Annotated in this window: 20 protein-coding genes; 1 reads left to right on the forward strand and 19 read right to left on the reverse strand. The window is 69.4% G+C overall.

Annotation, left to right across the window (positions count from 1 at the left end; genetic code table 11):
- Positions 1-77: 77 nt before the first annotated feature.
- The 19 genes from H0B56_RS14835 to H0B56_RS14925 all read right to left on the reverse strand — a co-directional run bounded on the left by H0B56_RS14835 (position 78) and on the right by H0B56_RS14925 (position 21,646).
- The gene (locus tag H0B56_RS14835) at positions 78-1,313 is read right to left on the reverse strand and encodes an NAD(P)/FAD-dependent oxidoreductase (protein ID WP_180893655.1); all 1,236 of its coding nucleotides are present in this window, start codon (positions 1,311-1,313) and stop codon (positions 78-80) included.
- 10 nt (positions 1,314-1,323) lie between these two features.
- The gene (locus H0B56_RS14840) at positions 1,324-1,542 is read right to left on the reverse strand and encodes a ferredoxin (RefSeq protein ID WP_343063909.1); all 219 of its coding nucleotides are present in this window, start codon (positions 1,540-1,542) and stop codon (positions 1,324-1,326) included.
- Between the two features lie 23 nt (positions 1,543-1,565).
- A complete protein-coding gene (locus H0B56_RS14845) occupies positions 1,566-2,399 on the reverse strand; it encodes an SDR family oxidoreductase (protein WP_343063910.1) in 834 nt (277 codons plus the stop codon).
- A 161-nt stretch (positions 2,400-2,560) separates the two neighbouring features.
- Positions 2,561-3,757 (reverse strand): acetyl-CoA acetyltransferase, encoded by a 1,197-nt coding sequence (locus tag H0B56_RS14850; RefSeq protein WP_180893656.1) that lies wholly within the window; start codon positions 3,755-3,757, stop codon positions 2,561-2,563.
- Positions 3,750-5,201: an OB-fold domain-containing protein gene (locus tag H0B56_RS14855; protein WP_180893657.1), complete on the reverse strand. Its 1,452-nt coding sequence runs from the start codon at positions 5,199-5,201 to the stop codon at positions 3,750-3,752. The genes H0B56_RS14850 and H0B56_RS14855 overlap by 8 nt, the downstream gene beginning before the upstream one ends.
- Before the next feature lie 24 nt (positions 5,202-5,225).
- Positions 5,226-6,431 carry an acetyl-CoA C-acetyltransferase gene (locus H0B56_RS14860; RefSeq protein ID WP_180893658.1) on the reverse strand — a complete coding sequence of 402 codons (1,206 nt, stop codon included), beginning with the start codon at positions 6,429-6,431 and terminating at the stop codon, positions 5,226-5,228.
- Positions 6,428-7,690: an acetyl-CoA hydrolase/transferase family protein gene (locus tag H0B56_RS14865; protein ID WP_180893659.1), complete on the reverse strand. Its 1,263-nt coding sequence runs from the start codon at positions 7,688-7,690 to the stop codon at positions 6,428-6,430. Before H0B56_RS14865 ends, H0B56_RS14860 begins: the two co-directional genes overlap by 4 nt.
- Positions 7,690-7,992 (reverse strand): hypothetical protein, encoded by a 303-nt coding sequence (locus H0B56_RS14870; protein WP_219632786.1) that lies wholly within the window; start codon positions 7,990-7,992, stop codon positions 7,690-7,692. The genes H0B56_RS14865 and H0B56_RS14870 overlap by 1 nt, the downstream gene beginning before the upstream one ends.
- Before the next feature lie 18 nt (positions 7,993-8,010).
- On the reverse strand, positions 8,011-8,502 hold the full coding sequence (locus H0B56_RS14875; RefSeq protein WP_089302953.1) for an aromatic-ring-hydroxylating dioxygenase subunit beta: 492 nt from the start codon (positions 8,500-8,502) through the stop codon (positions 8,011-8,013).
- Entirely contained in the window at positions 8,499-9,779 is a 1,281-nt protein-coding gene (locus H0B56_RS14880; RefSeq protein ID WP_180893660.1) for an aromatic ring-hydroxylating oxygenase subunit alpha, read from the reverse strand. The genes H0B56_RS14875 and H0B56_RS14880 overlap by 4 nt, the downstream gene beginning before the upstream one ends.
- Before the next feature lie 219 nt (positions 9,780-9,998).
- A complete protein-coding gene (locus H0B56_RS14885; protein WP_180893661.1) occupies positions 9,999-11,030 on the reverse strand; it encodes an MBL fold metallo-hydrolase in 1,032 nt (343 codons plus the stop codon).
- 84 nt (positions 11,031-11,114) lie between these two features.
- Positions 11,115-12,095, reverse strand: a complete 981-nt coding sequence (locus H0B56_RS14890) for an NAD(P)H-dependent flavin oxidoreductase (protein WP_180893662.1) — start codon at positions 12,093-12,095, stop codon at positions 11,115-11,117.
- Positions 12,096-12,215: 120 nt separating this feature from the next.
- The gene (locus H0B56_RS22960) at positions 12,216-13,406 is read right to left on the reverse strand and encodes a phosphotransferase (RefSeq protein ID WP_180893663.1); all 1,191 of its coding nucleotides are present in this window, start codon (positions 13,404-13,406) and stop codon (positions 12,216-12,218) included.
- Between the two features lie 68 nt (positions 13,407-13,474).
- Entirely contained in the window at positions 13,475-14,791 is a 1,317-nt protein-coding gene (locus H0B56_RS14900) for a phytoene desaturase family protein (RefSeq protein WP_180893664.1), read from the reverse strand.
- Positions 14,792-14,881: 90 nt separating this feature from the next.
- Positions 14,882-16,042, reverse strand: coding sequence for an acyl-CoA dehydrogenase family protein (locus H0B56_RS14905; protein ID WP_180893665.1), 1,161 nt, complete (start codon positions 16,040-16,042; stop codon positions 14,882-14,884).
- A gap of 1 nt (position 16,043) precedes the next feature.
- Entirely contained in the window at positions 16,044-17,297 is a 1,254-nt protein-coding gene (locus tag H0B56_RS14910) for an enoyl-CoA hydratase-related protein (RefSeq protein ID WP_180893666.1), read from the reverse strand.
- Positions 17,298-17,376: 79 nt separating this feature from the next.
- Positions 17,377-19,083 (reverse strand): AMP-binding protein, encoded by a 1,707-nt coding sequence (locus H0B56_RS14915; RefSeq protein WP_180893667.1) that lies wholly within the window; start codon positions 19,081-19,083, stop codon positions 17,377-17,379.
- 71 nt (positions 19,084-19,154) lie between these two features.
- Positions 19,155-20,789: a class I adenylate-forming enzyme family protein gene (locus H0B56_RS14920; RefSeq protein ID WP_180893668.1), complete on the reverse strand. Its 1,635-nt coding sequence runs from the start codon at positions 20,787-20,789 to the stop codon at positions 19,155-19,157.
- Between the two features lie 50 nt (positions 20,790-20,839).
- Positions 20,840-21,646 carry an enoyl-CoA hydratase/isomerase family protein gene (locus H0B56_RS14925; RefSeq protein ID WP_089302943.1) on the reverse strand — a complete coding sequence of 269 codons (807 nt, stop codon included), beginning with the start codon at positions 21,644-21,646 and terminating at the stop codon, positions 20,840-20,842.
- 246 nt (positions 21,647-21,892) lie between these two features.
- Between H0B56_RS14925 and H0B56_RS14930 the strand changes: the two genes are divergently transcribed.
- Positions 21,893-22,684 (forward strand): coniferyl-alcohol dehydrogenase, encoded by a 792-nt coding sequence (locus H0B56_RS14930; RefSeq protein WP_180893669.1) that lies wholly within the window; start codon positions 21,893-21,895, stop codon positions 22,682-22,684.
- Positions 22,685-22,706 lie beyond the last annotated feature (22 nt).

Raw genomic sequence — 22,706 nt, forward strand, 5'->3', positions numbered from 1 at the left:
CGCCGGCCGACGAGCCGCTCGGCGCCGGCAAGAGCGCCCCTGTCGTCACATACGTACCCGGCATGTCCGGCCACTCCTCACGAAACGCCCGCTACAGCACGCCGGCTCTCGGCGAACGACAGCGCATCCCGCCACGATGCCTTCTTGGCGATCATGCCCCGGTACTTCATGATCTCTGTCGGAGCGTTGATCGTCATCGCTCCGGCAACCGAATCCCCGGCGCGGTACAGGGCAACGCAGCGACTGCCCGGGTCCGGGTCGGCGTCGACGATGACCAGTTCGTCGGCATCGGCGACGCCGACGAACTGGATCCTGCTTCCGTACCAGTCGGACCAGAAGTACGGGACAGTGGAGTAGCTCCGCGCCGTAGCCGGATCGAGCGCGTTCCGGGCTGCGCGCGCTCCCTGTTCGGCGGCGCTCGTCCAGTGCTCCAGACGCATCGCGCGGCCGAACAACGGGTTGTACCAGCGCGCCACGTCTCCGGCGGCGTAGACCCCCTCCACACCGGTCCACAGCGTCGCGTCACAGTGGATCCCGTCGTCGACGACAAGGCCGGAGCCTGCCAGCCAGCCGGTCGACGGTGCCGCTCCGATACCCACCACGACAAGGTCCGCATCGAGCACGGAGCCATCGGACAGTACGACACGCTCGACGCGCGCCCGCCCTTCCACGGAATCAACGCTGACTCCGCACCGCAGCCCGGTGGCGTTGCGGGTGTGCAGCGAGCTACAGATCTCCCCCATGGTGCGGCCGACCGCCGCCTGCAACGGTGTGGGCAGGGTCTCGACCACCGTCACGTCGAGACCTCGTTTCCGCGCCGTCGCGGCGACCTCGGACCCGATGAACCCCGCCCCTACGACCACGGTGCGCGCGCCCCCTTCGAAGGCCGCGCGCACGGCCACCGCGTCATCGACGGTGCGCAGGGTGTGCACCCCGTCCAGGCCCTGAGTGCCCGGTAGGTCGCGCGCGGTGGCACCGGTGGCGAGCACGAGAGCGTCGTACGCCACTTCCCGCTGCCCGACGCACACCACCTTGCGCTCCGGGTCCAGCACGGTAGCCGGTTCGCCCAGCATCAGGTGCACGTCGAGCTCGTGACGGAAGGTCTCGCCGCTACGGAACAACGGGATCTCCGGCGCACCGTCGAGGCGGTCACCCTCCAGGAAAGCCTTGGACAGCGGGGGACGATCGTACGGCAGGTGCTCCTCCGCCCCCACCAGCGTGATGCGCCCGTCGAACCCCGCCTTCCGAGCCGCCTCAACCGCCCGGAGGCCCGCCAGCGAGGCGCCGACCACGACCAGGTGCTCCACCGACATGCCGCAGCCCCTACTCGGTGTCCGCGCTCGAGTCGTCCGGCTCCAGCCGGAGCGCCTCCGTGGGGCAACCCTCGACGGCCGCCTCCACGTCCTCCAGCTGCCCTTCCGGCACGGACGACTGTTTCAGCTCCAGCTCACCGTCGTCATTGACCTCGAAGACATCGGGCGCCAGCGACTCACAGATTCCCAGACCGGTGCACTTGCCGTAATCCACTACGACCTTCATCATCGCTTCCTTAGCTACTCGGCGGCTCATCCGACCGGGTTCACGCCCGGCGTCGCGTCCGTCATGTCGGTGATCGTGTGCCACTGCGCCGCGACGTCGTCCATGGACGGTGTCTGCTCGAACCGCAGGCCCGCGGACTGGAACGGCTGCACGCGGTAGTACGTCCCACCCCCGGCGACCAGGGTCATCCCGGTATCGGTGCACTCCTCGGTCAGCAGGTAGCCGACGAGCGGTGCCACCTGCTCCGGCGGTAGCTTGGCAAGCATCTCCGGCGGAGCCACGTCCTCCGTCATCCGCGTCGCCGCCATCGGCGCAACCGCGTTGGCGGTAATGTTGTGCTTGCTTCCCTCAATCGCGAGGGTGTTGACCAGCCCTACCAGGCCGGCCTTGGCACTACCGTAATTCGCCTGACCGAAGTTGCCGAACAGCCCGCTCGTCGAGGCCGCCATCACGACGCGGCCGTACCGCTGCTCCCGGAAGTACGGCCACGCGGCGCTGGTGACGTGATAGCTACCGAACAGGTGTACCCGTAGCACGGCTTCCCAGTCCTCGGCGGTCATCTTGTGGAACGCGCGATCACGGAGGATGCCGGCGTTGTTCACGATGCCGTGGACCGCACCGTACTCGGTCACGGCCGTCCCGATGATCGCCCGTGCGCCCTCCTCGGTGTCCACACTGTCGTAGCTGGCCACCGCATCGCCGCCTGCTTCCCGGATCTCCCGCACGACCTGGTCCGCCATCGCGGTGCTCTCGCCCGATCCGTCACGGGCACCTCCGAGATCGTTGACCACGACGCGCGCACCTTCGCGGGCGAGCAGCATGGCGTACTCACGCCCCAGGCCGCCACCCGCGCCCGTCACGACGACTACGCGATCCTTGACACCAACCAATCGATCCTCCGGCTCTACTGGCATGCCGGTGCGCCGTGTGATCCGGCTACCGTTCCGGGATCACCACACCGGCATGCGTTACTTTTTAATTAATAATAAATAGATTCAGTCGGCTCGTCAAGCTGACCGCGCTACCCCGTGCGATCCGGCCCGACCACGGCGACGAAGGAGACACAGTTGCCGGGCCTGCCGCCGAGGTTGTGTGTCACCGCCAACCGCGGGTCGTCGAGCTGACGCTGTCCGGCCTCACCCCGGAACTGCAGCCAGCACTCGTACAGCATGCGCAAACCACTGGCACCGACGGGATGGCCGAACGACTTGAGGCCACCGTCCGGGTTCACCGGGAGCCTGCCTGTCAGCTCGAAGGCGCCGTTGAGCACGTCCTTCCACGCTCGACCTCGCTCGGCGAATCCCAGGTCCTCCATCAGCACCAGCTCGGTCGGTGTGAAGCAGTCATGCACCTCGGCCAGCGACAGCTCGGTAGCGGGATCGGTTACTCCCGCCTGCGCGAAGGCATCCCGCGCGCTGTGCACGACCTCGGGGAATGTGGTGAAGTCGTAGGCCGGGTCCGATGCTCCGCCGGCAGCCCCGGCGACCAGGGACAGTCCCTTGATGAACAGCGGCCGATCGGTGTACAGATGCGCCTCCTCGGCAGGCACGACGAGTGCCGCCGCGGCGCCGTCCGATACGCCGGAGCAGTCCAGCACTCCGAGACGGCCTGCCACCACCTGTGCCTGCTCGACCTGTTCCTTCGTCACCCCCGAACGGAACTGTGCCTTGGGGTTGAGCGCGCCGTTGGCGTGGTTCTTCCACGCGATGTGGGTCATCGCCTCCCGCATGTCGTTCTCGTGCACGCCGTACCGCGCGCAGTACGCGGGATCCAGGAACGAGAACGCAGCAGGCGCGGTCAGGCTCAGCTCGGCGGCGGTGCCGTCCCCAGGAGGATCGGATCGCACCAGCCCCGAGAATCCGGAGTCCTTGAGCTTTTCCACCCCGACGGCCAACGCCCGGTCATAGGCACCGGAGGCCACCGCATAACACGCGTTTCGCACCGCCTCGGAACCCGTCGCGCAGTAGTTCTCGACGCGGGTGACGGGTTTGTAGTCGGGGCACAACGCCGTGCTCAGCGTCATGCCCGACTGCCCGGATGCCAGCGTGCCCAGCCAGTACGCGTCGACGTCGTCCTTGTTCACCACCGGAGTCGCGGCGAACAGCTCCTCGGTGGCGTCCACGAGGAGATCCGCTGCGGAGGAATCCCAGTGCTCGCCGAAGCGCGTGCACCCCATCCCCACGATCGCCACGCGGTCCCGGATCCCGCTGCTACCCATGATCCGCACCTCGTTTCGCATCGGGCGTCGCCTGCCGGTACCCGGGTGCCTGCGTGTCGGCGACGCGTGCTTTCCAGAAGTAGTTGTGCACGCCGTGGGAGGTGTAGAGCATGCGGAAGGTGAGCGTGACCCGGGTACCAACGGTGATCGTCTCCGGCGCGGCGTCGGCGACCTCCAGCGTGTAGCGCCCGCCGCCGTCGAAGTCGATCACGGCCTCGATGAGCGGAGGTGACGGCGAGAAGGCGAGGTGGTCCACCGTGTAGGTGGCCACGGTCCCCGCCGAGCGGGCCAGCGGGCACGGCACCATGTCGTCCGCGGCGCGGCAACCCTTGCAGACCCGCTGCGGGGGCAGGTGTACGAAACCGCACCGCAGGCACCGTGCGCCGGTGAACGCGAACTTCCACCGCGCGCCGCGCGCCGACGGCGGTCCGGCGGGCCGGTCCGGCTCGGGCCGCCGCGGGGGTTCGCGCTCGAGCAGCCCGCGCCAGGCGAGGTAGGTCGGGTACGGCACGTCGATCCCGCAGGTGAGCTGGTCGGCCACCGGATGTGGCTGCCGCGCCGCGGCGATCCGGTCGGTGACCCGCAGCATCAGCGCGTCGCACCCGTCCGCAACACTGAGCACGAGGATCGTCTCGCCCGGCTGTGCCCGGTCGAGCGCATCGGCCAACCCGAGGCCGGCATCGGCGGCACCCGCGTGACCCACCGGCGAGCCGGTCGTCGAGACGGCACCGGCGGCGAGCCGGCGTACCCGCTTGGCTACCCCGGGATTCGGCGACACCACCACGGCATGGTCGGGCGCGACACCGCCCGCGGCATCCGTCACCGCACGCACCGCTCGCTCGGCAAGGGGCTGGTAGGCCTCCACACCGAACCGCTCCTCCCACTGGCCGGCAGCCGCACCTCCGGGGGCGCGCCAGCGATCGAGAATCTCGGCGGTCTCGGAGACCTGCGCGACGATCTCGGCCACCGCATGGTCCGCGTCGCCGAACAGGAACGCCGCAGCGCCGTCCCCACCGGTGCGCTCGTCACCGGAACCCGGCAGCCCGCGCCGCACGTCGGACATGATCGCCATCCCGCCATCGGCGGCCGCCGCGCGCCACGCCGCCATCCCGGATCGGGCCGAACCCGCGACGTCCGCGGCGAAGGCCGAGGACGGCAGGTCGAGCGCGGCGTGCACGGCTGCCGCGTTGGCCTTGTCGGCATAGGCGGGCGAGGTTGTCGCCAGGTACAGCCCGCCTGCGGGGGCACGGTCTCCCTCCGGCAGCGTGGCGAGCAGTGCCGCCGCGGCCTCGACCCCCATCGTGGTGCTGTCCTCGTCGAAGCCCGCTACCACGCGCGCTCCGGGACCGGACTGCGCACCCAGTCCCGCCGCCATCTCCTCTCGCTGCACGCGGTAGCGGGGAACGTAGCCTGCGTAGGCCACGATGCCGTTGGCGCTGCTCATCCGAACTCCCTCCACACTCGACCGTCACGGTGCCTCGAGCAGCGCGGCCATACCCTGCCCACCACCGACGCACATGGTTTCCAGCGCGTAGTGCCCGCCACGACGACGCAGCTCGTGGAGTGCCGTCGTCAGGATGCGGACCCCGGTCGCGCCGATCGGGTGTCCCAGCGAGATTCCCGAGCCGTTCACGTTCAGCCTCGGCAGCACCTCGTCCATCGGCCGCTCCCACGCCCGCAGCACGGCCAGGACCTGGCAGGCGAACGCCTCGTTCACCTCGATCAGATCCAGGTCGTCGAACCCGACACCGGTGCGCTCGAACAGCCTGGCCGTCGCGGGCACCGGGCCGATACCCATCGTGGTGGGGTCGCACCCGGCGGCGGTCCAGCCCCGCAACCACCCGGCAGGCTCCAGCCCCAGCACGTCAAGCATGTCCTCGGCCACCACGAGGCACGCCGCGGCCGCGTCGTTCTGCTGGCTGGCGTTTCCCGCGGTGACGGTGCCGCCTTCCCTGATCGGGCGCAATGCACCCAGCTTCTCCGCAGTCGAGTCGGGGCGGATGCCCTCGTCCTCGGCCACGACGACGGGATCACCCCGGCGCTGCGGCACCTCCACCGGAACGACCTCGCCGGTGAACCGACCCTCGCGCCAGGCCTGGTCGGCCCGTCGATGGCTCCGGGCCGCGAACTCGTCGGCCTCCTCGCGGGAGACACCGTACTGCTCCGCAAGGTTCTCGGCCGTTTCGACCATGCCGCTGACGGGGCCGAAGCGCCATTCCGGTTGCGAGCGTTCCCGCCCGCGATCGAGCCGGTCGTACAGCGCGACATTACCCGCGCGGTTACCCCACCGGACGGCCGTCGTGTAGTGCTCGATATTGCTCATGCTTTCCACGCCGCCCGCGACGACCGCGTCGGCAGCCCCGGTCTGCACCATCATCGCGGCCGTGGCCACTGCCTGCAGGCCGCCACCGCAGCGACGGTCGAGCTGCATGCCGGCGACATCGATCGGCAGCCCAGCATGCAGCGCCACCCACCGACCGATACACGGGGCCTCGGAGTTCGCGTACGACTGCGCGAACACCACGTCGTCGATCCGCGCGACGTCCACCCCGGAACGGCGCACCAGCTCGCGCACGACGTGCGCGGCGAGCTCCTCCGCGGGCAGCGGCCGCAGGCTGCCGCCGAAAGCGCCGACCGGAGTACGGACCGGGGCGACGATGGCCGGGCGTTTCATGATCGACCTCCCGATGACTCGGCGGCTTCCGCAAGGGCCTGCCGGTGGTCGGGATGCGCGATCGCCAGCATCCGCTCGACACGCTCCGCGAGCGGCACGCCGCGGAGGTCGGCGACCCCGTACTCCGTGACCACGACCCCTGCGTCGCAGCGCGGTGTGGTGACCGGCCCGCCGAGCCGGGCCACGATGCGGCTTCGTTCCCCTGCGGTGGCCGGAAGGGCGACCACGGGTAGGCCGCCCCGCGCCCGAGCGGCGCCGCGCAGGAAGTCCACCGCGCCGCCGACGGCACCCACGTAGGAGCCGCCGACCTCCTCGGCGTTGGTCTGGCCGGTCAGGTCGACCTCGAGCGCGGTGTTGATCGCGACCAGCCCGTCCAGCGCGGCCAGCACACCCGGGTCGTGCGTGTAACCGGTCTCCCGCAGCGTGATCGCCGGGTTGGTGTCGGCGAGCTCCGCGACGCGCCGCGACCCCATGAGCATGCCCGCCACGGTGCGTCCCCGGTCGAGGCTCTTGCGCGCGTTCGTCACGACACCCGCGGCTATCAGGTCGGCTGCCGCGTCGCTCAACAGCCCGGTGTGGATGCCCAGGTCGGTGCGCTCGCCGAGCTCGGCGAGCACGGCGTCGGGGAGGGCACCGACACCACACTGCAGGGTCGCGCCGTCCGGGACGAGCGAGGCGACCTCACGCGCCACCCGCCGCGCCGTCTCACCCGGACTGCTCGGCTCGACGTACGCGGGTTCCCGTGAGGTGTGCACCACCAGGTCCAGCTCGTCCTCGCGTACCTCCCGGCTTCCGGCCGTGCACGGCGCCTGCTCGTTGACCTCCGCAAGCACCACGCGCGCGGTGTCGATGGCTGCCGACAGGTAGTCGTCGCCCGCGCCGAGGCTGTATATACCGGGCCTGCCGGTCGGTGCCAACTGCAGCAGCGCCACGTCGGCACGCAACGGCCCCGCGCACAACAGCCGTGGCAGCACCGAGTAGTGGCACGGCACGATGTCCAGAGTGCCTGCGTCGTACAGCGCGCGGTTGCTGCCGCCGGCCGTGTAGGAAACGAACGACACGTGATCGGCATGCTCGGGGCGCACGGTGTCCGAGACGGGGATCCCGAGGAAACACCGGAATCGCCCGATGTCCGCGCGCTGCCGCATCAACAGCTGCGTCAGGCTGGTCGGCTCGGCGCACGCCTGGCCCCAGGCCACGGTGTCGCCGGGCCGCACGTAGCGGGCCAGCTCCAGCTCCTCCACCGCCGTCGCGCCCATCAGCGGTCCGGTTCCTCGCGCCACCGCGTCGTGGACGGGTCGAGCAGCTGGGTCAGGCGCTCTTCCGGGAGCCAGATGATCGTTTCCAGCTCCAGCGCATCCAGGTTCCGCACGCGGCCGGTGCGGTAATCCTCCAGGCGCAGCCGCGGGCCGTTCCCCGAGTGATCCACGGCGACGCCGACCTCGGCGAACTCGTTGCCCACGATACCGCCGCCGGAATCGTCCACCCGTACCGTACCCGCGCCCGGGGCGTACGGTGTCACGTCGTGCGCGTCGCCGGTGTTGGAGTCGCGTTCGGACATTCTCTCCCGTTCCGGGTCTCAGATGAGGAAGGCCATCGTGCGAATCGGCTGGTCCCGGTTGACCAGGAGGACCTTCTTGTACGCCAGCCGGACCTCGCCGTCGACCACCCGCAACCTGTACGTGGTGCGACCCGCCCAGGTTTCCATCCCGCGCGATGTGGACTCGACGAGCACGAAGTTCGCGCCGACCTCGGTGTCGCCGCCCGCGACCCCGAGGATCTCGATGTTGGACAGGATGCGGCGAAGGTTTGACGGCGGCGACTGCGAGTACCGCTTGCCGGTGCGGAGCTGGTTCAGCCGGGTGGAGATGCGGTTCCGGTTGTCGTGGATGATCGACATCGACGTGGCGGGATCGCTCGTGGCATCGCCCGCCGGAACCCAGTAGAGAGCGTCATCTGTCCACAGCGCCTCCCACGCGTCGTAGTCGTGCTCGTCGGCGTACCGCGCCTCGCGGTAGAGGAACTCCTCGACCTGGCGCAGGGTGAGCGGGCTGTCGGTCACTGCGGTCACGTATCCACCTCCATGAGGCGCCGGTAGTGCGTCCAGAACCCGCGTATTCCCGTCTCGTCGGTCGCCGCACCGGTCCGGTACCCGTCCTCGTCGAGAGCCTCACGGTGCATCCCGCGGCGGATGTCGAGCCATTCCGGCTGCCGCATCTCGAGACCGCGCTGGTTGCGCTCGTACATCTCGGTGTCGTCGGCCAGCAGCATGCCCGCAGGGCCGACAGAGCCGATACTCTGGGAGACCATGCGCGAGTTCAGCTCTTCCGCGCCGCCGAGCTGGACCGCCGTCGAGTGCTGCACGCACTCGTCGACCGAGAGCGGCTGGATGACGAATACCTGGATCTCCGCGATGAACAGGTTGGGAAAGATCATCACATGGGGTGCGCCCTCGACCAGGATGTCCTCGGCCGCCTCGCCGTACGCCTCGCGCATGCGCGCCACGTAGTTCGGTACCCGTGACTCGCTGGTACCGAACCACCGCAGGGTCTCACCGTGCCTGCGGAACTCGGGTCGCAGATCGTTCTCACTGTGGCCGTTACCCAGGTCGCGCGTGACGGCTGTCGAGTTGTCGCTGTAGAGCGGCCCGATGGGGCTCCCCGTGACGCTGAAGATCGAACTGTGTACGAACTGCGGGTGATACCCGTCCGTCTCGTTCTCGGCAAGCAGCTTCCAGTTGGCGCGGGTGCGATGCTGCAACCAGCCCGCACCGAGGTCGATCCTGCCTTCGGGCGACAACCGCGCCAGCCTGTCGATTTCACCGGCAGCAGCACCCAGGTGTTCCGCCAGCGTCGGCCCGTCCTCGGCAAGGCTGGCGAAGACGAAGCCGCGGTAGGAGTCGACGCGCGGCACCCTGCCCAGGGACAGGTCGAGGTTGCCCTTGCCGCCGTAGCCCTTGTTGTACGGGTAACCGAGCAGCTCGCCGGTGTTGCGGTAGGTCCAGCCGTGGTAGGGGCAGCGGAACGCGTTCGCATTGCCACGGGCGTCCTCGCAAACCAGGTTCCCGCGGTGCGCGCATCGGTTGAACACCAGGTGCACGTCGCCGTCTCGCCCCCTGGTCATGATGATGTCCTGCGGCCCGATGCTCTTGCGCACGTAGTCGCCGGACTCGGGGACCTCGCTCTCGTGGCCGACGAACACCCAACTTCGGTACCAGATCCGTTCGAGCTCGTCGGCGAATACCCGTGGGTCGGTGTACAGCGAGCCGTGCACCCGGCTCGGTTCGATCAGAGCCGCGTAGTCCGGCCGGGAGGTCGCCCGGGCCGAATCGGGCACCGTGGTGGTCATCGTGGTCCTTCTCCCTGGCGGGCTGGGCTGGTCGCCATCCCGTTCTCGGTCGGTTGCCGTCGCGCGGCGCCGGCACGGTCGAGGCGCAACGCTTCATGGTCGAACGTGCGTCTTCTTATTTAATCAGTAATAGATTAACTTTTCCACCATGCTCGGAACAAGGCATCGTCGAGGTACGTGACGCACCCCTCAGCAGGCAGGCGGCCTCACACAACGCGGCTAGCCGGGGATGTAACGCCGTACCGCGTCCTCGACACGTACGTCCACCGCGCCGCGCAGCCGCAGCACCTCCAGGTGCGCACCGGTCTCGGTCACGGCGAGCATCTGGTGATCGAGCTCCAGCTCGTCGAGTGCGCACTCGTGCCGTGTCCACGGCACGGCACGCGCAACGTCGTAGGCGGTCCCACCGCCACGGCGGATCTGGCGGCGCACCAGCTCCAGCCGCTCCTCGTGGTGCTGCAGCAGCTCGCGTACCCGGGCGTGGGTACTGTCGAGCACCGGTCCGTGTGCCGGGAGCAGCACGGTGTCCGGCACCGCGAGCGCCGCGGTGAGCGAATCCAGGAACGAGCGCAGCGGTTGCGGTTCCGGTGCCCACTCGAACCCGAGCGACGGCGTGATCCGCGGCAGGATGTGGTCGCCGGAGAACAGCACATCCCTTGCGGTGTGCCGCAACGTGATGTGCCCTCGGGTGTGGCCCGGTGCCCCGACTACCTCCAGCTCACCGCCATCGACGGGGATACGCTCCCCGGGATGCAGCCAGCCGTCCGGAGGGCCGTACGGCACGCTGCGTTCGTACTCCGCGAAAGCCTGGTTCGCGACCTGCCGTGCCAGATCCGGAGCGCCGCACCGCACCAGGAGATCGATGTGATGCGGGAAGCGGCTCCGCTCGAGCCCGAACTCGCCGATGCTGTGCCGTTCGCCGTACCCGGTGTAGAGGGCGGTGCCGAGCGTGGTGCGCCACCGGTACGCCTGCGTGTAGTGATCCCAGTGATGGTGCGTGGCGACACAGACCGCGACATCGGCGAGCCGGTAGCCGAGCTGCCGGAGCGCCTGGTCGACCGTCGCCTGTGTCCGCGATGTGGCCCACCCCGGATCGATCAGTACGAGCCCGTGCGGCCCTTCCAGCACATAGCAGTTGACCGCGGCCGGACCTTCGAACGGCAGGCCGATCGGGATCCGGTGGACACCCGGCACCACAGGGTGCGCGCCGGGCTCGGTCCAGTCCCGCGGTTGGGCGTACGGAATCGACATCACCGGTCTCCCTGCCGACCCGACGGACCACGCGGTCGGGTCGTTGCGGCGTCGGCGTGACACACATGGCGTGGCAACGGCGCCTCAGCTCTCGCCGGCGAGCAGGGCGCCGAGCCGGTCGTGGACGATGTCTTCCGCGCCGGCGACGATCCGCCGGATCAGCTCCGACACCCGCGGGATGTCGTGGATGAGGCCCTGGGCCAGGCCCGCGCTCCACACACCGCGTTCGAGGTCGCCGGTCTCGAAGACCTCCCGTCCCCGCGAACCCGCTACCAGCTCCCGAACGTCCTCGAAGGCGCCACCCTCGTCCAGGACCTCGACAACCTTCCGGCTCACCGAGTTGCGCGCCACACGCGCCGTGTTCCGCAGAGGCCGGAAGATGAGGTCGGTCTCGCGCTCGTTCGCCTCCACCAACCGCTCCTTGACCGCCTGGTGCACAGGGGCCTCGACCGTCGCGAGGAAGCGCGTCCCCATGTTGATGCCTTCTGCACCGAGCGCCAGCGCGGCGACCAGGCCCCGCGAGTCGGCGAACCCTCCCGAAGCGATCATCGGGATGCCGACCCTCTCGGCGGCGGCCGGGATCAGCACGAGCCCGGGGATGTCGTCCTCACCCGGGTGGCCCGCGCACTCGAACCCGTCGATGCTGACGCCGTCGACTCCCAGTTCCTGAGCCTTCACCGCGTGCCGGACACTCGTGCACTTGTGCAGTACCTTCACACCTGCAGCGCGAAACGCGGGGACGTGCTCGGCAGGGTTGAACCCTGCCGTCTCCACGACCGGTACGCCCGAGGAGATGATCGCGTCCCGGTACTCGGCATACGGCGGGGGATCGATGGTGGGCAGGATCGTCAGGTTGACCCCGAACGGCCGGTCGGTCAGCTCGCGGCACCGCGCGATCTCGCGGGTGAGCTCCTCCGGCGTGGGTTGCGTCAGTGCCGTCAGGAACCCGAGCGCGCCGGCGTTGGCCACCGCGGCGACGAGCTCCGCACGCCCGACTCCCTGCATTCCTCCCTGGACGATCGGATAGTCCACACCGAACTCGGTACAGAATCGCGTCGTCATCATGGCGCCGTGTCCCTCCTCGCCGTACGGTCATTCGGTCGGCGGGCCTGCGCTCCGGTCACATCCGGTGCCCGGCTCCCCGGCCCGGCGACACCCGGGCCGCCAACCGCCCCGCGCGCGGCCTCAATCGATCGCATCGAGCGTGCCCGCGTCGGCCACGAAGCGCGCGATCCGTTCGATGGCGAACAGCGTGTAGTCCCGTGGCTGCAGCTCCGGCTCGATCCGGCTGCCACCGAGCGTGAACAGGCCGAACACGAGCCCGTGCAGCGGTTGCTGGCGGTAGGCGAGCCACGCCTCGTCGAACGTGGGGGGCTCCGCGACGCCGGACGCTTTCAGCTGTTCCAGATACAGCTTCAGCAGGTCCTCCTCCCATGCTCGCCGGTCCGCGGGCGCCAACCCACACGCGAGGGCGTAGGAGTAGTCGAGCGCCCAGTGTCCCTGCGCGACGCATTGCCAGTCGTACAACCCCATACCGCCGTCCGCGTCGCGGAGCCAGTTGCCGAGGTGCACGTCCTGGTGCAGTAGCGTGCGAGGACCCCGGCGGTGCAGCTCGAGCGAGCGCATGAAGCCGGGAAAGACCTCGGCACCTCTGGCCCGCAACTCGGGCGGCAGCACGTCCATGGCCCGCCGGAACCCGACGCGGGTACGCCTGGCGAACCCCACCCTGCGGTTGAGGTTGTCCTGCCATTCGTAAGTACCGCGCAGCTTCCCCAAGTCCGCCGACAGCCGCGGGCTTTCCCAGAAGGCAGCGTGGTACGTAGCCAGCTCACGCACCATGTCCTCGGCATCGTGGCGGGTCACGGGATTGAGCATGGGATCGGGGAAGGTCCATCCCATGGCGCTCAGGTCATCCAGGACGACCAGCGAGCGGTACGACATCGGGTCGTAGCCTGCGTAGTACGCACGGGGGCTGCGCAGCCGCAACCCCGGTCGCGCACGGGTGTAGAACAGCGTCTCGCCCTCGACGATCTCGGTGAGGCCCAGCAGCATCCGTGACGCGAACGTCGCCGTGGACTTGGTGAACACGGTTTCCGGAAGGCCGGCAGCCACCCCGGCGTCGTTGTACACGATCGACAGCCGACGTCGCGAGCTCGTGCCGTCGTCACCGCCGGTGACCCGGACCTCCACCACCTCCGCGCCGGGAACGTCGTGGCACAGCACGGCGGTGAGCCAGTCCGGCGTGATGCTCTCCGCCGACGGTGGGACCGCACCCGGTTTCGCACTCAGGGCGCCGGGCCGGGCCTTGTCGCGCAGCACCTTCGCAGCCACGCGCACGGCAGAGCCCGCCGCGGTGATGGTGTCCGTCGTCGCCACGTGGTTCTCCTCCGGTTCGTTGACGGTCCGTTGTGTTCGATCGGTTCGGCCGGCGCTCGCGCTCCTGCTCAGCGCGCGCTGCCTGCCGGGTACCGCTCCGTGATCTGGTCGACGACCAGTTTCGCTGTCTCGGCGCACGCGGTCGTCCCGCCGTTGCCGTACTCCTTGACACCGTCACCGACGTTCCACAGGTTCGGTATCGGAGTCGTGGTGGGCAGGTCGAACCCCGCCACCGCACGTTGTGGCGGCCAGTCGTCACGTGTGATCTCGGTCGACAGGATCTCGGTCTCGTCGAACCCGTGAATCTGCTCGCGCAGGTCCGCCATCAGGTACTCCTTCTCGGCCTCCTCGTCGAAGTCCCCGACCGCCGGTTTCGGCACCGAGGTCCCGGCGTAGAGGTGCCACCCTTCGGGAGCCATCTCGGGACACGTCTCGGTGAAGTTCGCGACGTAGCACAGCCTGCGCGTCTTGGCGAAACTCAGCATGCCGGGCGCATCGAGCAGCTTGCGCCTGCTGGCGACGTTGACGGTCAGCATCGCGCTGGGCCGGTCGGCACGGCGCACGGAGTCACGGTAATCCGCGGGAAGGTTGTCCTCGCCGACAAGGCGCACCGTCGCAGCCGGTCCGGCGTCGCTCACCACGAAGCGTGCCGGGACGTCGGTGACCTCCCCGCCCCTGTCGATGCGCGCGCCGGTCACCATGCCGTCGGCCACCGTCAGCGAACGCACCTCGCTGGACAGCCAGACCTCGCCACCCCCGGCCGTGATCACGTCAGCGAGCGCCCGCCAGATGCCGATCGTGCCCTCCGGGCAGAAGCCGAACTTCTTGAACGCGCTCTTACGCGTGAAGTAGGTCAGGAACACCTTGGCGGGTAGCTCCTCCGAGCCCACGGCGAAGACGGAACCGCACATGTTGTGGAAGATGCCGTGCACCGACTCGTTCTTGGTGTACTTCGCCACCCACTCCGCCGTGGACAGCTGCTCCTCGGGCAGACCGCTGTCGTCCCGGGCCGCGCCGAGCCCGTTGAGCAGCTTCGCGCCCTGCTTCGTCAGCTTCGACAGCAGGTAGCCCCACCCTCCGCCGGAGACATCCACGTCCTTCCCGCCGATGCGGTAGAGGATCGGCGGGTCGGGGCGCCGGATGTCGAACTTTGCCCCGACCTCCTCGAAGGTCTGCTGTGTGATGCCATCGACCTCGATGACGATCGCGCCGTTGTTGACCTTGAATCCATCGATATCCACTGTGGAGGCACGTCCGCCGACACGGTCGCGGCGCTCCACGACGAGGGTCCGGTATCCCTGGTGGGTCAGCCGCGCGGCCGTGAACAGCCCGCCCGCGCCCGCGCCGACGACGATCGCGTCGAAATTCCCTTCGGTGCCGGTCATCTTTTCCTCACCTTTCCTCGCAATGGTCTCCGCGCTCGGACCGATCCGGCTGCCGCGCCGATCGGTCGCCCGGCCCGCACCGACGAGCCGTCAGTACGACTCCGGAAGCCCCAGGCTGTGCCGGGCGACGAAGTTCAGGATCATCTCCCTGCTCACCGGTGCGGTCCGCATGAGCCTGGTCACGAACCACAGGTCGGCGAGGCCGTACTCGAGCGCGAGACCGTTACCGCCGTGCGTCTGGATGGCCTGATCCAGCGCACGCAGCGCTGCCTCGGCTGCCACGTACTTCGCGATGTTGGACGCCTCGGCCGCGTGGCGGCCGCTGTCGTACAGCTGTGCGGCGTGCGCCGTGGCGAGACGGGCCGTCTCGACGTCGATATAGGAGGCAGCCAGTGGGTGGGCGATGCCCTGGTGCGCCCCGATCGGGGTCGACCAGACCTGCCGCTCGCAGGCGTAGGTGCTCGCCTTGCCTGTCGCGTACCTCCCGACCCCGTTGCACAGCGCGGCGGCCAGCACCCGCTCCGGGTTGAGACCGGCGAACAGCTGGCGTAGGCCGTTGCCCGGATCGCCGATCAGGGCGTCGGCGGGGACCTCGACGTCGTCCAGGAACACGGTGAACTGCTTGTCCGGAGCGACGAGCGCCGTCTCTATCGGCTGCAGCGTCAGTCCCTCGGCATCGGTGGGAACCACGAAAAGCGACATTCCGGCCTGCTCGCCGGCGGCCTGCTCGCCGTTGCGTGCCGCCACAAGCAGGGCAGCGCACTCGTTCGCCGCAGAGATGTAGTACTTCCCGCCGGAAAGAGTCCATCCCGTGCCGTTCCAGCGGGCGGTGGTGCTGACGTTGTGGCTGTTCGACCCGGCATCCGGCTCGGTCAGGGCGAACGCCATCTTCCTGCCGCCCGAGGCGATGTCCGGTAACCACCGGCTCTTCATCTCGGCCGAGGCGTGTGCGGTGAGGATCGAGCCGCAGATCGCGGGGGAGATGACCGCGACAAGCAACGGCACTCCGTGCGCGGCCAGCTCCTCCACCACGATCACGAACTCGGACAGCCCCGCACCGCCGCCCCCGTACTCCTCCGGTAGGTGCACGCCGAGCAGGCCGGCGTCACCCAGCTCCTGCCACAGCTCGCCGATGTGCTCGCCGGTGCGCGAGCGCTCGGCGTAGTACTCGTGACCGTACTTGTCGGCGATTGTGGCGACGCTTTCCCGCACGAGCCGGTGCTCGTCGCTGTCGGTGATGAGTCCCGTCATGTCACCGTCCTTGGAACGAGGTCGTGGATTTGTGGACGAAGCTGCGAGCCGCCCCGGCGGCGTCCTCGGTCCCTCCGGTGCGGGCCAGCGCCTCGATCTCGGCGGCGAGCTGGTGGGGCAGGCTCGACGACCAGGAGTTCCACAGCAGTTGGCGGATCTGCCCGTACGCGCGCGTCGGACCCCGCGCCAACCGGCGCGCCGTGGACATCGCCTCGCGCTCGAGGCCATCCGCCTCGACGGTGCGGTTGACAAGGCCCCATTCCACGGACTCGCGGGCGTCCAGCACCCGCTCTTCGAAGTAGAGCTCGGCGGCACGACGTGGCCCCACGAGTCGAGGCAGGAACCACGAGCTCCCGCCGTCGCCGGACAACCCCAGCCCGCAGAAGCCGGTCGCGAACTTGGTGCCCTCCGCGGCGAGCGCGATGTCCGCGCAGTACAGCAGCCCCAGGCCGCCACCCCCGACGGAGCCGTGTACGGCTGTCACGACCGGCACCTCCAGCGAGCAGAACGTCCGGATGGCGTCGTGGTACGGCGTCACCATGGCCCTGAGCAGCCCCGGGAGCTCCTCCGGCTGCACGCGTGCGAACTCGGCGATATCGCCACCGACCGTGAACGCCGGACCGTTCCCCATCAGCAGCACCGCACGGAGCTCGCTGTCGGCAGCGCATCGCCGCGAGATCTCGGCGAGCTCGTCGGCCAGTCGCTGGTCGATGGCGTTGCGCGCGTCCGGCCGGTTCAGCCGGACGATGCCGAGCCCGTCGCTGACCGTGTAGTCGACGGCCGGTGCGCAGTCGTCCCGCTCCGGCAACGCGCTCCGCCAACGCTCGCTGTCGGTGAGCTGCACCAGGTCGGCGATCCGGTCTCCTACGAAGCTCAGCACGTGCGCGAAACCGGCGTCCAGAGTTCCGCCGTTGCGCGCGTGCCCGGTGTAGCGGCCGGTCACCAGCAGCCTGCCGTCATCGAGAAGGGCGAAGTCGTCCGGTTCGGCAGTGGCGACGTAGTGCGCCGCGATGCGGCCCCAGAACTCGCGGCGCATGGCCTCGGGGCCCTCGTACCGGCCACCGAGTTCCAGCGGGAGGCCGTCGGTCGTGCATCCGGTGAAGTCGGGGTGCAACAGCTCGTCGAGCTCGGCCGAGGCGCCCCGCGACAGGGCATGGTAGAGCCGGGAGGCGATCGCCACCGCGCGGTCCTTGTCGACCGGCCGGTCGCGTTCCGGTGCGGAATCCACCGCGTCCCCGCCCGTCTCGTCTCGCATCACGTTATCGCCTCCGCTATATTATAATATAACATAAATAAAGTATTGGCACCGTGTCAAACTCCGGTCGCGGGGCCCGTCACTCGCCGGTCGTTCCGCCGACCCGGTCGCCTGCCCAGCGCGCGAGCCGGAACTTCTGGACCTTGCCCGTGGGGGTCGTCGGTAGCTCGTCGGCGGCCAGGAACAGCACGTGCTTGGGCACCTTGAACCGGGCGAGCTTCTCCCGGCAGAGCTCGAGCACCTCGTCGGCCGAGAGGCGAGCGTCGGGGGCCGGCACTACGCAAACGCACCCGGCCTCGCCCCAACGCTCGTCGGGCACACCGACCGCGTACGCCTGACTCACCCCTGGATGCGTGCTGAGCAGGTCCTCGATCTCCCTGGGCATGACCAGCTCGCCACCGCTCTTGTAGAGCTCCTTGCTGCGGCCGGTGATCTCGAGGTAGCCGTCCTCGCGCACGCGCCCGAGATCCCCGGACCGGACCCATCCGGCGTCGATGGCGGCCGCGGTGTCCTCCGGCTTGCGCCAGAAACCGAGCATGTGGGTCGGTCCCCGCGAGACGAGCTCCCCTTCGGTGTGGGGTGGCAGGTCGGCACCGGTTTCCGGATCCACCGTCCTGTACTCCGCCAGCGCGTCGCTTCCCGGCAGTCCCGCCGCTCCGGCGAGCTTGGGCCTGCCGACGGTCTGCGAGGTCAGCGACAGCTCGTCCTCCGGCAACGTCAGCGTCATCGCGCCGCCGCACTCGGTCATGCCGTACCCGGTCACGATCTCGGTGACGCCCAGCTCGGCACGCACCTGCTCCCACAGCCACACCGGCGCCGGTGCCGCGCCGGACAGGATCGCCGACAGCGACGACAGGTCGTAGGCCGAGCGGTCGGGGTGTTCCAGCAGCGCAACGCTCATCGTCGGCACGCACAGGATGTCCGTCGCGCGGTGCCGCTGGATACCGGCGAAGTAGCCGACCGGGTCGAACTCGGTCTGCGGGACGATCGCTCCCCCGACGGTCATCGCGGCGAGCAGACCCTCGACGTAGCCGAACATGTGGTAGCAGGGCAGCGAGAACAGGATCCGCCTGCCGTCCTCGAACGCACGGGTCAGCGCCGACGCGTAGGCGGTACGTAGCACCGCATCGTGGGTGACGAGCACGCCCTTCGGGGAGCCGGTAGTCCCCGAGGTGTAGAGCATGTCTCCCACATCGTCCGGCCGTGCCCGGGACCCGTCCGAGGCGCCGGGATCACCGTCGCCGAGCGCCGCCAGATCCTCGACCGTGCGCACTCCTTCCGGAGCGCTGCCGCCGGTGGGCAGCACGACGACGTGTGCCAGGTCCGGTAGCTCGGCAGGCTCGCCCTGCCGCCATGCCGGCGCGATCTCGTCCAGCATGCCGGGGTAGTCGAGGCCGCCGTACTCCGTCATGGTCACCAGCACGGAGCATTCCGACTGCGCGAGCACGTAGCCGAGCTCGCCGGTGCGGTAGAGGTAGTTGAACGGGACGGCGACGGCTCCGGCCCTGGCGATGGCGAACTTCAGCGGCACGAACTCGGGGTGGTTGGCCATCAGCATCCCGACGTGGTCACCGCGGCGCACCCCGAGCGCGGCCAGGCCGTCGGCCAGTCGCGCCGCCCAACGTGCCACCTCCTCGTAGGTGAGCGTCCGCTCGTCGGTGATCACGAAGGGCCGCTGGGGGTGTTGCGCCGCACAGTGCTCCAGCCACGCGTCGAGGGTGCGCGGCGTCCATTCGTCGAAGCGCTCCCGGAGGCGCTCGCGTCGCTGCTCGATCTCGGTCGGCACGGTCCCTCCTGCGATCTCGGTGTCTGTGGCTGTACCTGCCGCGCTCCGCCGGTCCCGCCGACGGCGCACCGTTACTCGAGCGGCGTGAGGTCGTCATGGTCGACGGCATCGGTCAGCCGGAACTTCTGCACCTTCCCGGTCGGGGTCACGGGCAGTTCGTCCACGGCGAACCAGCGTTGCGGAACCTTGTACGGGGCGAGCCGCTCGCGGCAATGCGCTTCCAGCGCCGCGCGGAGCCCGGCCCGACGCTCGCCGCGCACCCGGACGGCGGCGGCGACGATCTCGCCCCAGCGCTCGTCGGTGAGGCCGAACACCGCGACCTCCCGTACCGCGTCGTGCTCGGCAAGGCACGACTCGATCTCGGCAGGTGCGATGTTCTCCCCACCACGGATGATGAGGTCCTTGAGCCTGCCGGTCAGCGTGATCATGCCGCGTGCGTCCATCGACCCGAGGTCCCCGGTGTGTACCCACCCGTCACCGTCCACGGTCCGTGCGGTCTCGTCGGGCGCGTGCAGGTACTCGACGAGCTGCTGGTAACCGCGCGCGCAGATCTCCCCCGGCTGACCGAGCGGCTGGATCTCCCCCGTGCTTGTGTCGACGATCTTGCAGTCCACCTGCGGCAGCGGGCGCCCCACCGTGCTCACCAGATCGTCGCGCGAGTCGTCGCGGCGCGTCATGGCAAGCACGGGGGCTAGCTCGGTCTGCCCGAACAGGTTGTGCACCGCCGCCCCGAAGCGCGTCTCCGCGCTCTCGATCATGGTTCGTGGCACGGCCGCGGCACCACCCATCGCGGTACGCAGCCGCGGCACCCGGCCGGTGGCGTTGCGCGCGGCCTCCAGTAGCGCCCCCAGTACCGTGGGCACGTAGAACAGCACGTCGGCACCTTCCCTGCCGATCTGTGCCAGCGCCGCCTCCGGTTCGAACCGCTCGACGAGCACGGTGCACCCGCCGAGCCACAGCGGGCCCAGCGTGCCGATCACGCACGCGGCAGTGTGGAACATCGGCAGCGGGTTCAGACCGATCATCCCCCGCTCCACCTCTGCGCCCTCCATGGTCAGCTTCGCGACGTTGACCAGCGACCGGTGTCGCAACACGACACCCTTGGGGGTACCGGTGGTGCCCGAGGTGTACTGCAACATCGCCACCGATCCCGGCTCGGGCCGCGGGAGCGGTTCGCTGCCGGCGCCGGAGGCCAACCATGTGTCCCATTCGGACAGGCTGATCACGGTGCGCAGGTGCGGGCAGTCCGCGCGCACCGACCGGACGGCGGCGGCGAGGTCGTAGTCGCGGCTCCGGTCGGCATGGATCAGCACCGCGGCGCCCGAATGGCCCAGCGCGAAGCGGAGCTCGTGCTCGCGCAGCACAGGGTTCAACGCGACGAGCGTCATCCCCGCCAGCGCAGCCCCGTACTGGACGATGGGCCACTCGGCGACGTTCGGTGCCCACAGGGCGACGAACTCGCCCGGGTCGGCGATGCCGAGCAACGCTCGCGCAACCTGCTGTGCCTCGCCGTAAAGCTGGCCGTAGCTCAACCGCCGCTCCCGGCCGGTACCGTGCGCGTTGCCGACCAGCGCCGGTGCATCCGGCTGCTCGCCGGCACGCTGGGCGAGCAGCGACCCCACGGTGTGCTCGACCAGCGGCACGCTCTCGTCACGCGGCCACAGCGATTCGCGGATGCGCGAGCCGGGATCGGAAACTGCGGTCATCGTTGCGACCTCCCTGGACACTGCGGGTACCGGAGTCCCACGGCACGCGGTCACCGGTTGCTGAACCGGGCGGTACTGCCGTCGCGAAGAGCCCGCAACGCCACCGGCATGTCCTCGGTCCGGGAGGCCAGTACCTGGTTGCGGTTCTCGATCCCGACCGCGGCGGCGAAGGACGGCGCGTCGATACCCGCATGCAGGGACCGCTTCGTCAGGCGCACCCCGAACGGGCTGTTGGCTGCCACCTCGCCCGCGAGCTGCAGCGCAGCCGAGCTCGACTCCGCGTCGGCGCAGAGCCGGTTGACCAGCCCGAGCCGGTGGGCCTCGTCCCCGTCCACGGACCTGCCCGTGAGCATGAGCTCCGCGGCAACGCCCATACCGACAGTCCGCGGCAGGGTCCACGACAACCCGAGATCGGCTCCGGCGAGGCCGACGCGCACGAACGCCGCGGCGAACGAGGCATTCGTGGTACCGATCCGGAGGTCGGCCGCCAGGGCGAGGGACATCCCGGCACCGACGGCCGGACCGTGTACCGCCGCGATCACCGGCAACGGCAGGTCGACAAGACGTTGCGCGGTCGCTGCCCAGCGTTCCTGGTTGGCCAGCAGCTCGGGTACGCCCATCGACCAGGTGGCTTCCAGCTCGGTGAGATCGAAACCCGCGCAGAAGGCGCGACCCGCACCGGTAAGCACCACGGCACGCACATCGCCGTCGCGTTCGGCCGCATCGAGCACCTCGTCGAGCCGGTCGAGGAGCCCGGGTGTGAGAGCGTTCAACTGCTCCGGGCGGTTCAGGGTGATCTCGAGGACCTGCTCCGCAGGCTCACTCACCAGCAGCGGCCCGTCGTCGATCGTTCGCATCCGCGCCCCACATCCTGTCCGTACGCCACCCGCACAGCGCTCTGATTGAATCAAACATAGATTATTCAGTGGGCGACGTCAACGAACGCCGGCAACCCGGATCGACAAACACCAGCGTATATAGGAAACCGCTACCCCACTTGCGATCCGTCGCGATGTCCAATTATATTCTCTGTTAAATAATGTATCGAGTGCCGCGCCGCCGGGTCGGCTGTGGCCCCGGTCGAAGCCCCGAAAGGAATCCCGATGACGAGCGTGAACGACCTCAGGTGCATCGTGACAGGTGCGGCATCCGGTATCGGGCATGCCGTGGCGGAGCAACTGTTGAAGGGCGGGGCCGAAGTCACCAGCCTCGACCGGAACGAGCCCTCCGCGGGCGTCCAGCGCCACCTCACGGTCGACCTCGCCGACCCGGACAGCATCGACACCTGCGTGCACGAGCTCGGTGGCGGCTGGGACGCCCTGATCAATGTCGCCGGGGTACCGGGCACCGCGCCCGCCGAGCTCGTGTTCAAGGTCAACTTCCTGGGCCTGCGGCACCTCACCGAGTCGCTGTTCGGCCGGTTCAACACCGGGGGTGCGATCGTCAACGTCTCGTCCACGGCCGGTTTCCAGTGGTCCGAACGACTCGGACAGCATCGCGACCTCATCACCACCGAGTCGTTCCACGCGGGGCTGCAGTGGTATCGCGACAACCCGCACGAGGGCAACGCGTACAACTTCGCCAAGGAAGCCGTGACCGTCTACACGATGGCGATGGGTACCGGACTCGCCGCGGAGGGACTGCGCATGAATGCCGTGCTGCCGGGCCCGGTGAACACCCCGATCCTGCCGGATTTCGAGACGTCCATGGGCAAGGACACGCTCGACGGGGTCAAGTTCCTGCTCGGGCGGCACGCCGAACCCGACGACATCGCTCCGGCGGCCGCCTTCCTGGCGAGCCCGGAATCGCGCTGGATCAACGGGCATCCCCTGGTGGTCGACGGGGGTATCACCGGAGCCGTACTGACCGGTCTCGTACCGCCACCCGAGCTCTGAGCATCACCGGTTCGTACGGGGC

This window comes from Haloechinothrix aidingensis (assembly GCF_013450155.1).
Taxonomy (GTDB): Bacteria; Actinomycetota; Actinomycetes; order Mycobacteriales; family Pseudonocardiaceae; genus Haloechinothrix; species Haloechinothrix aidingensis.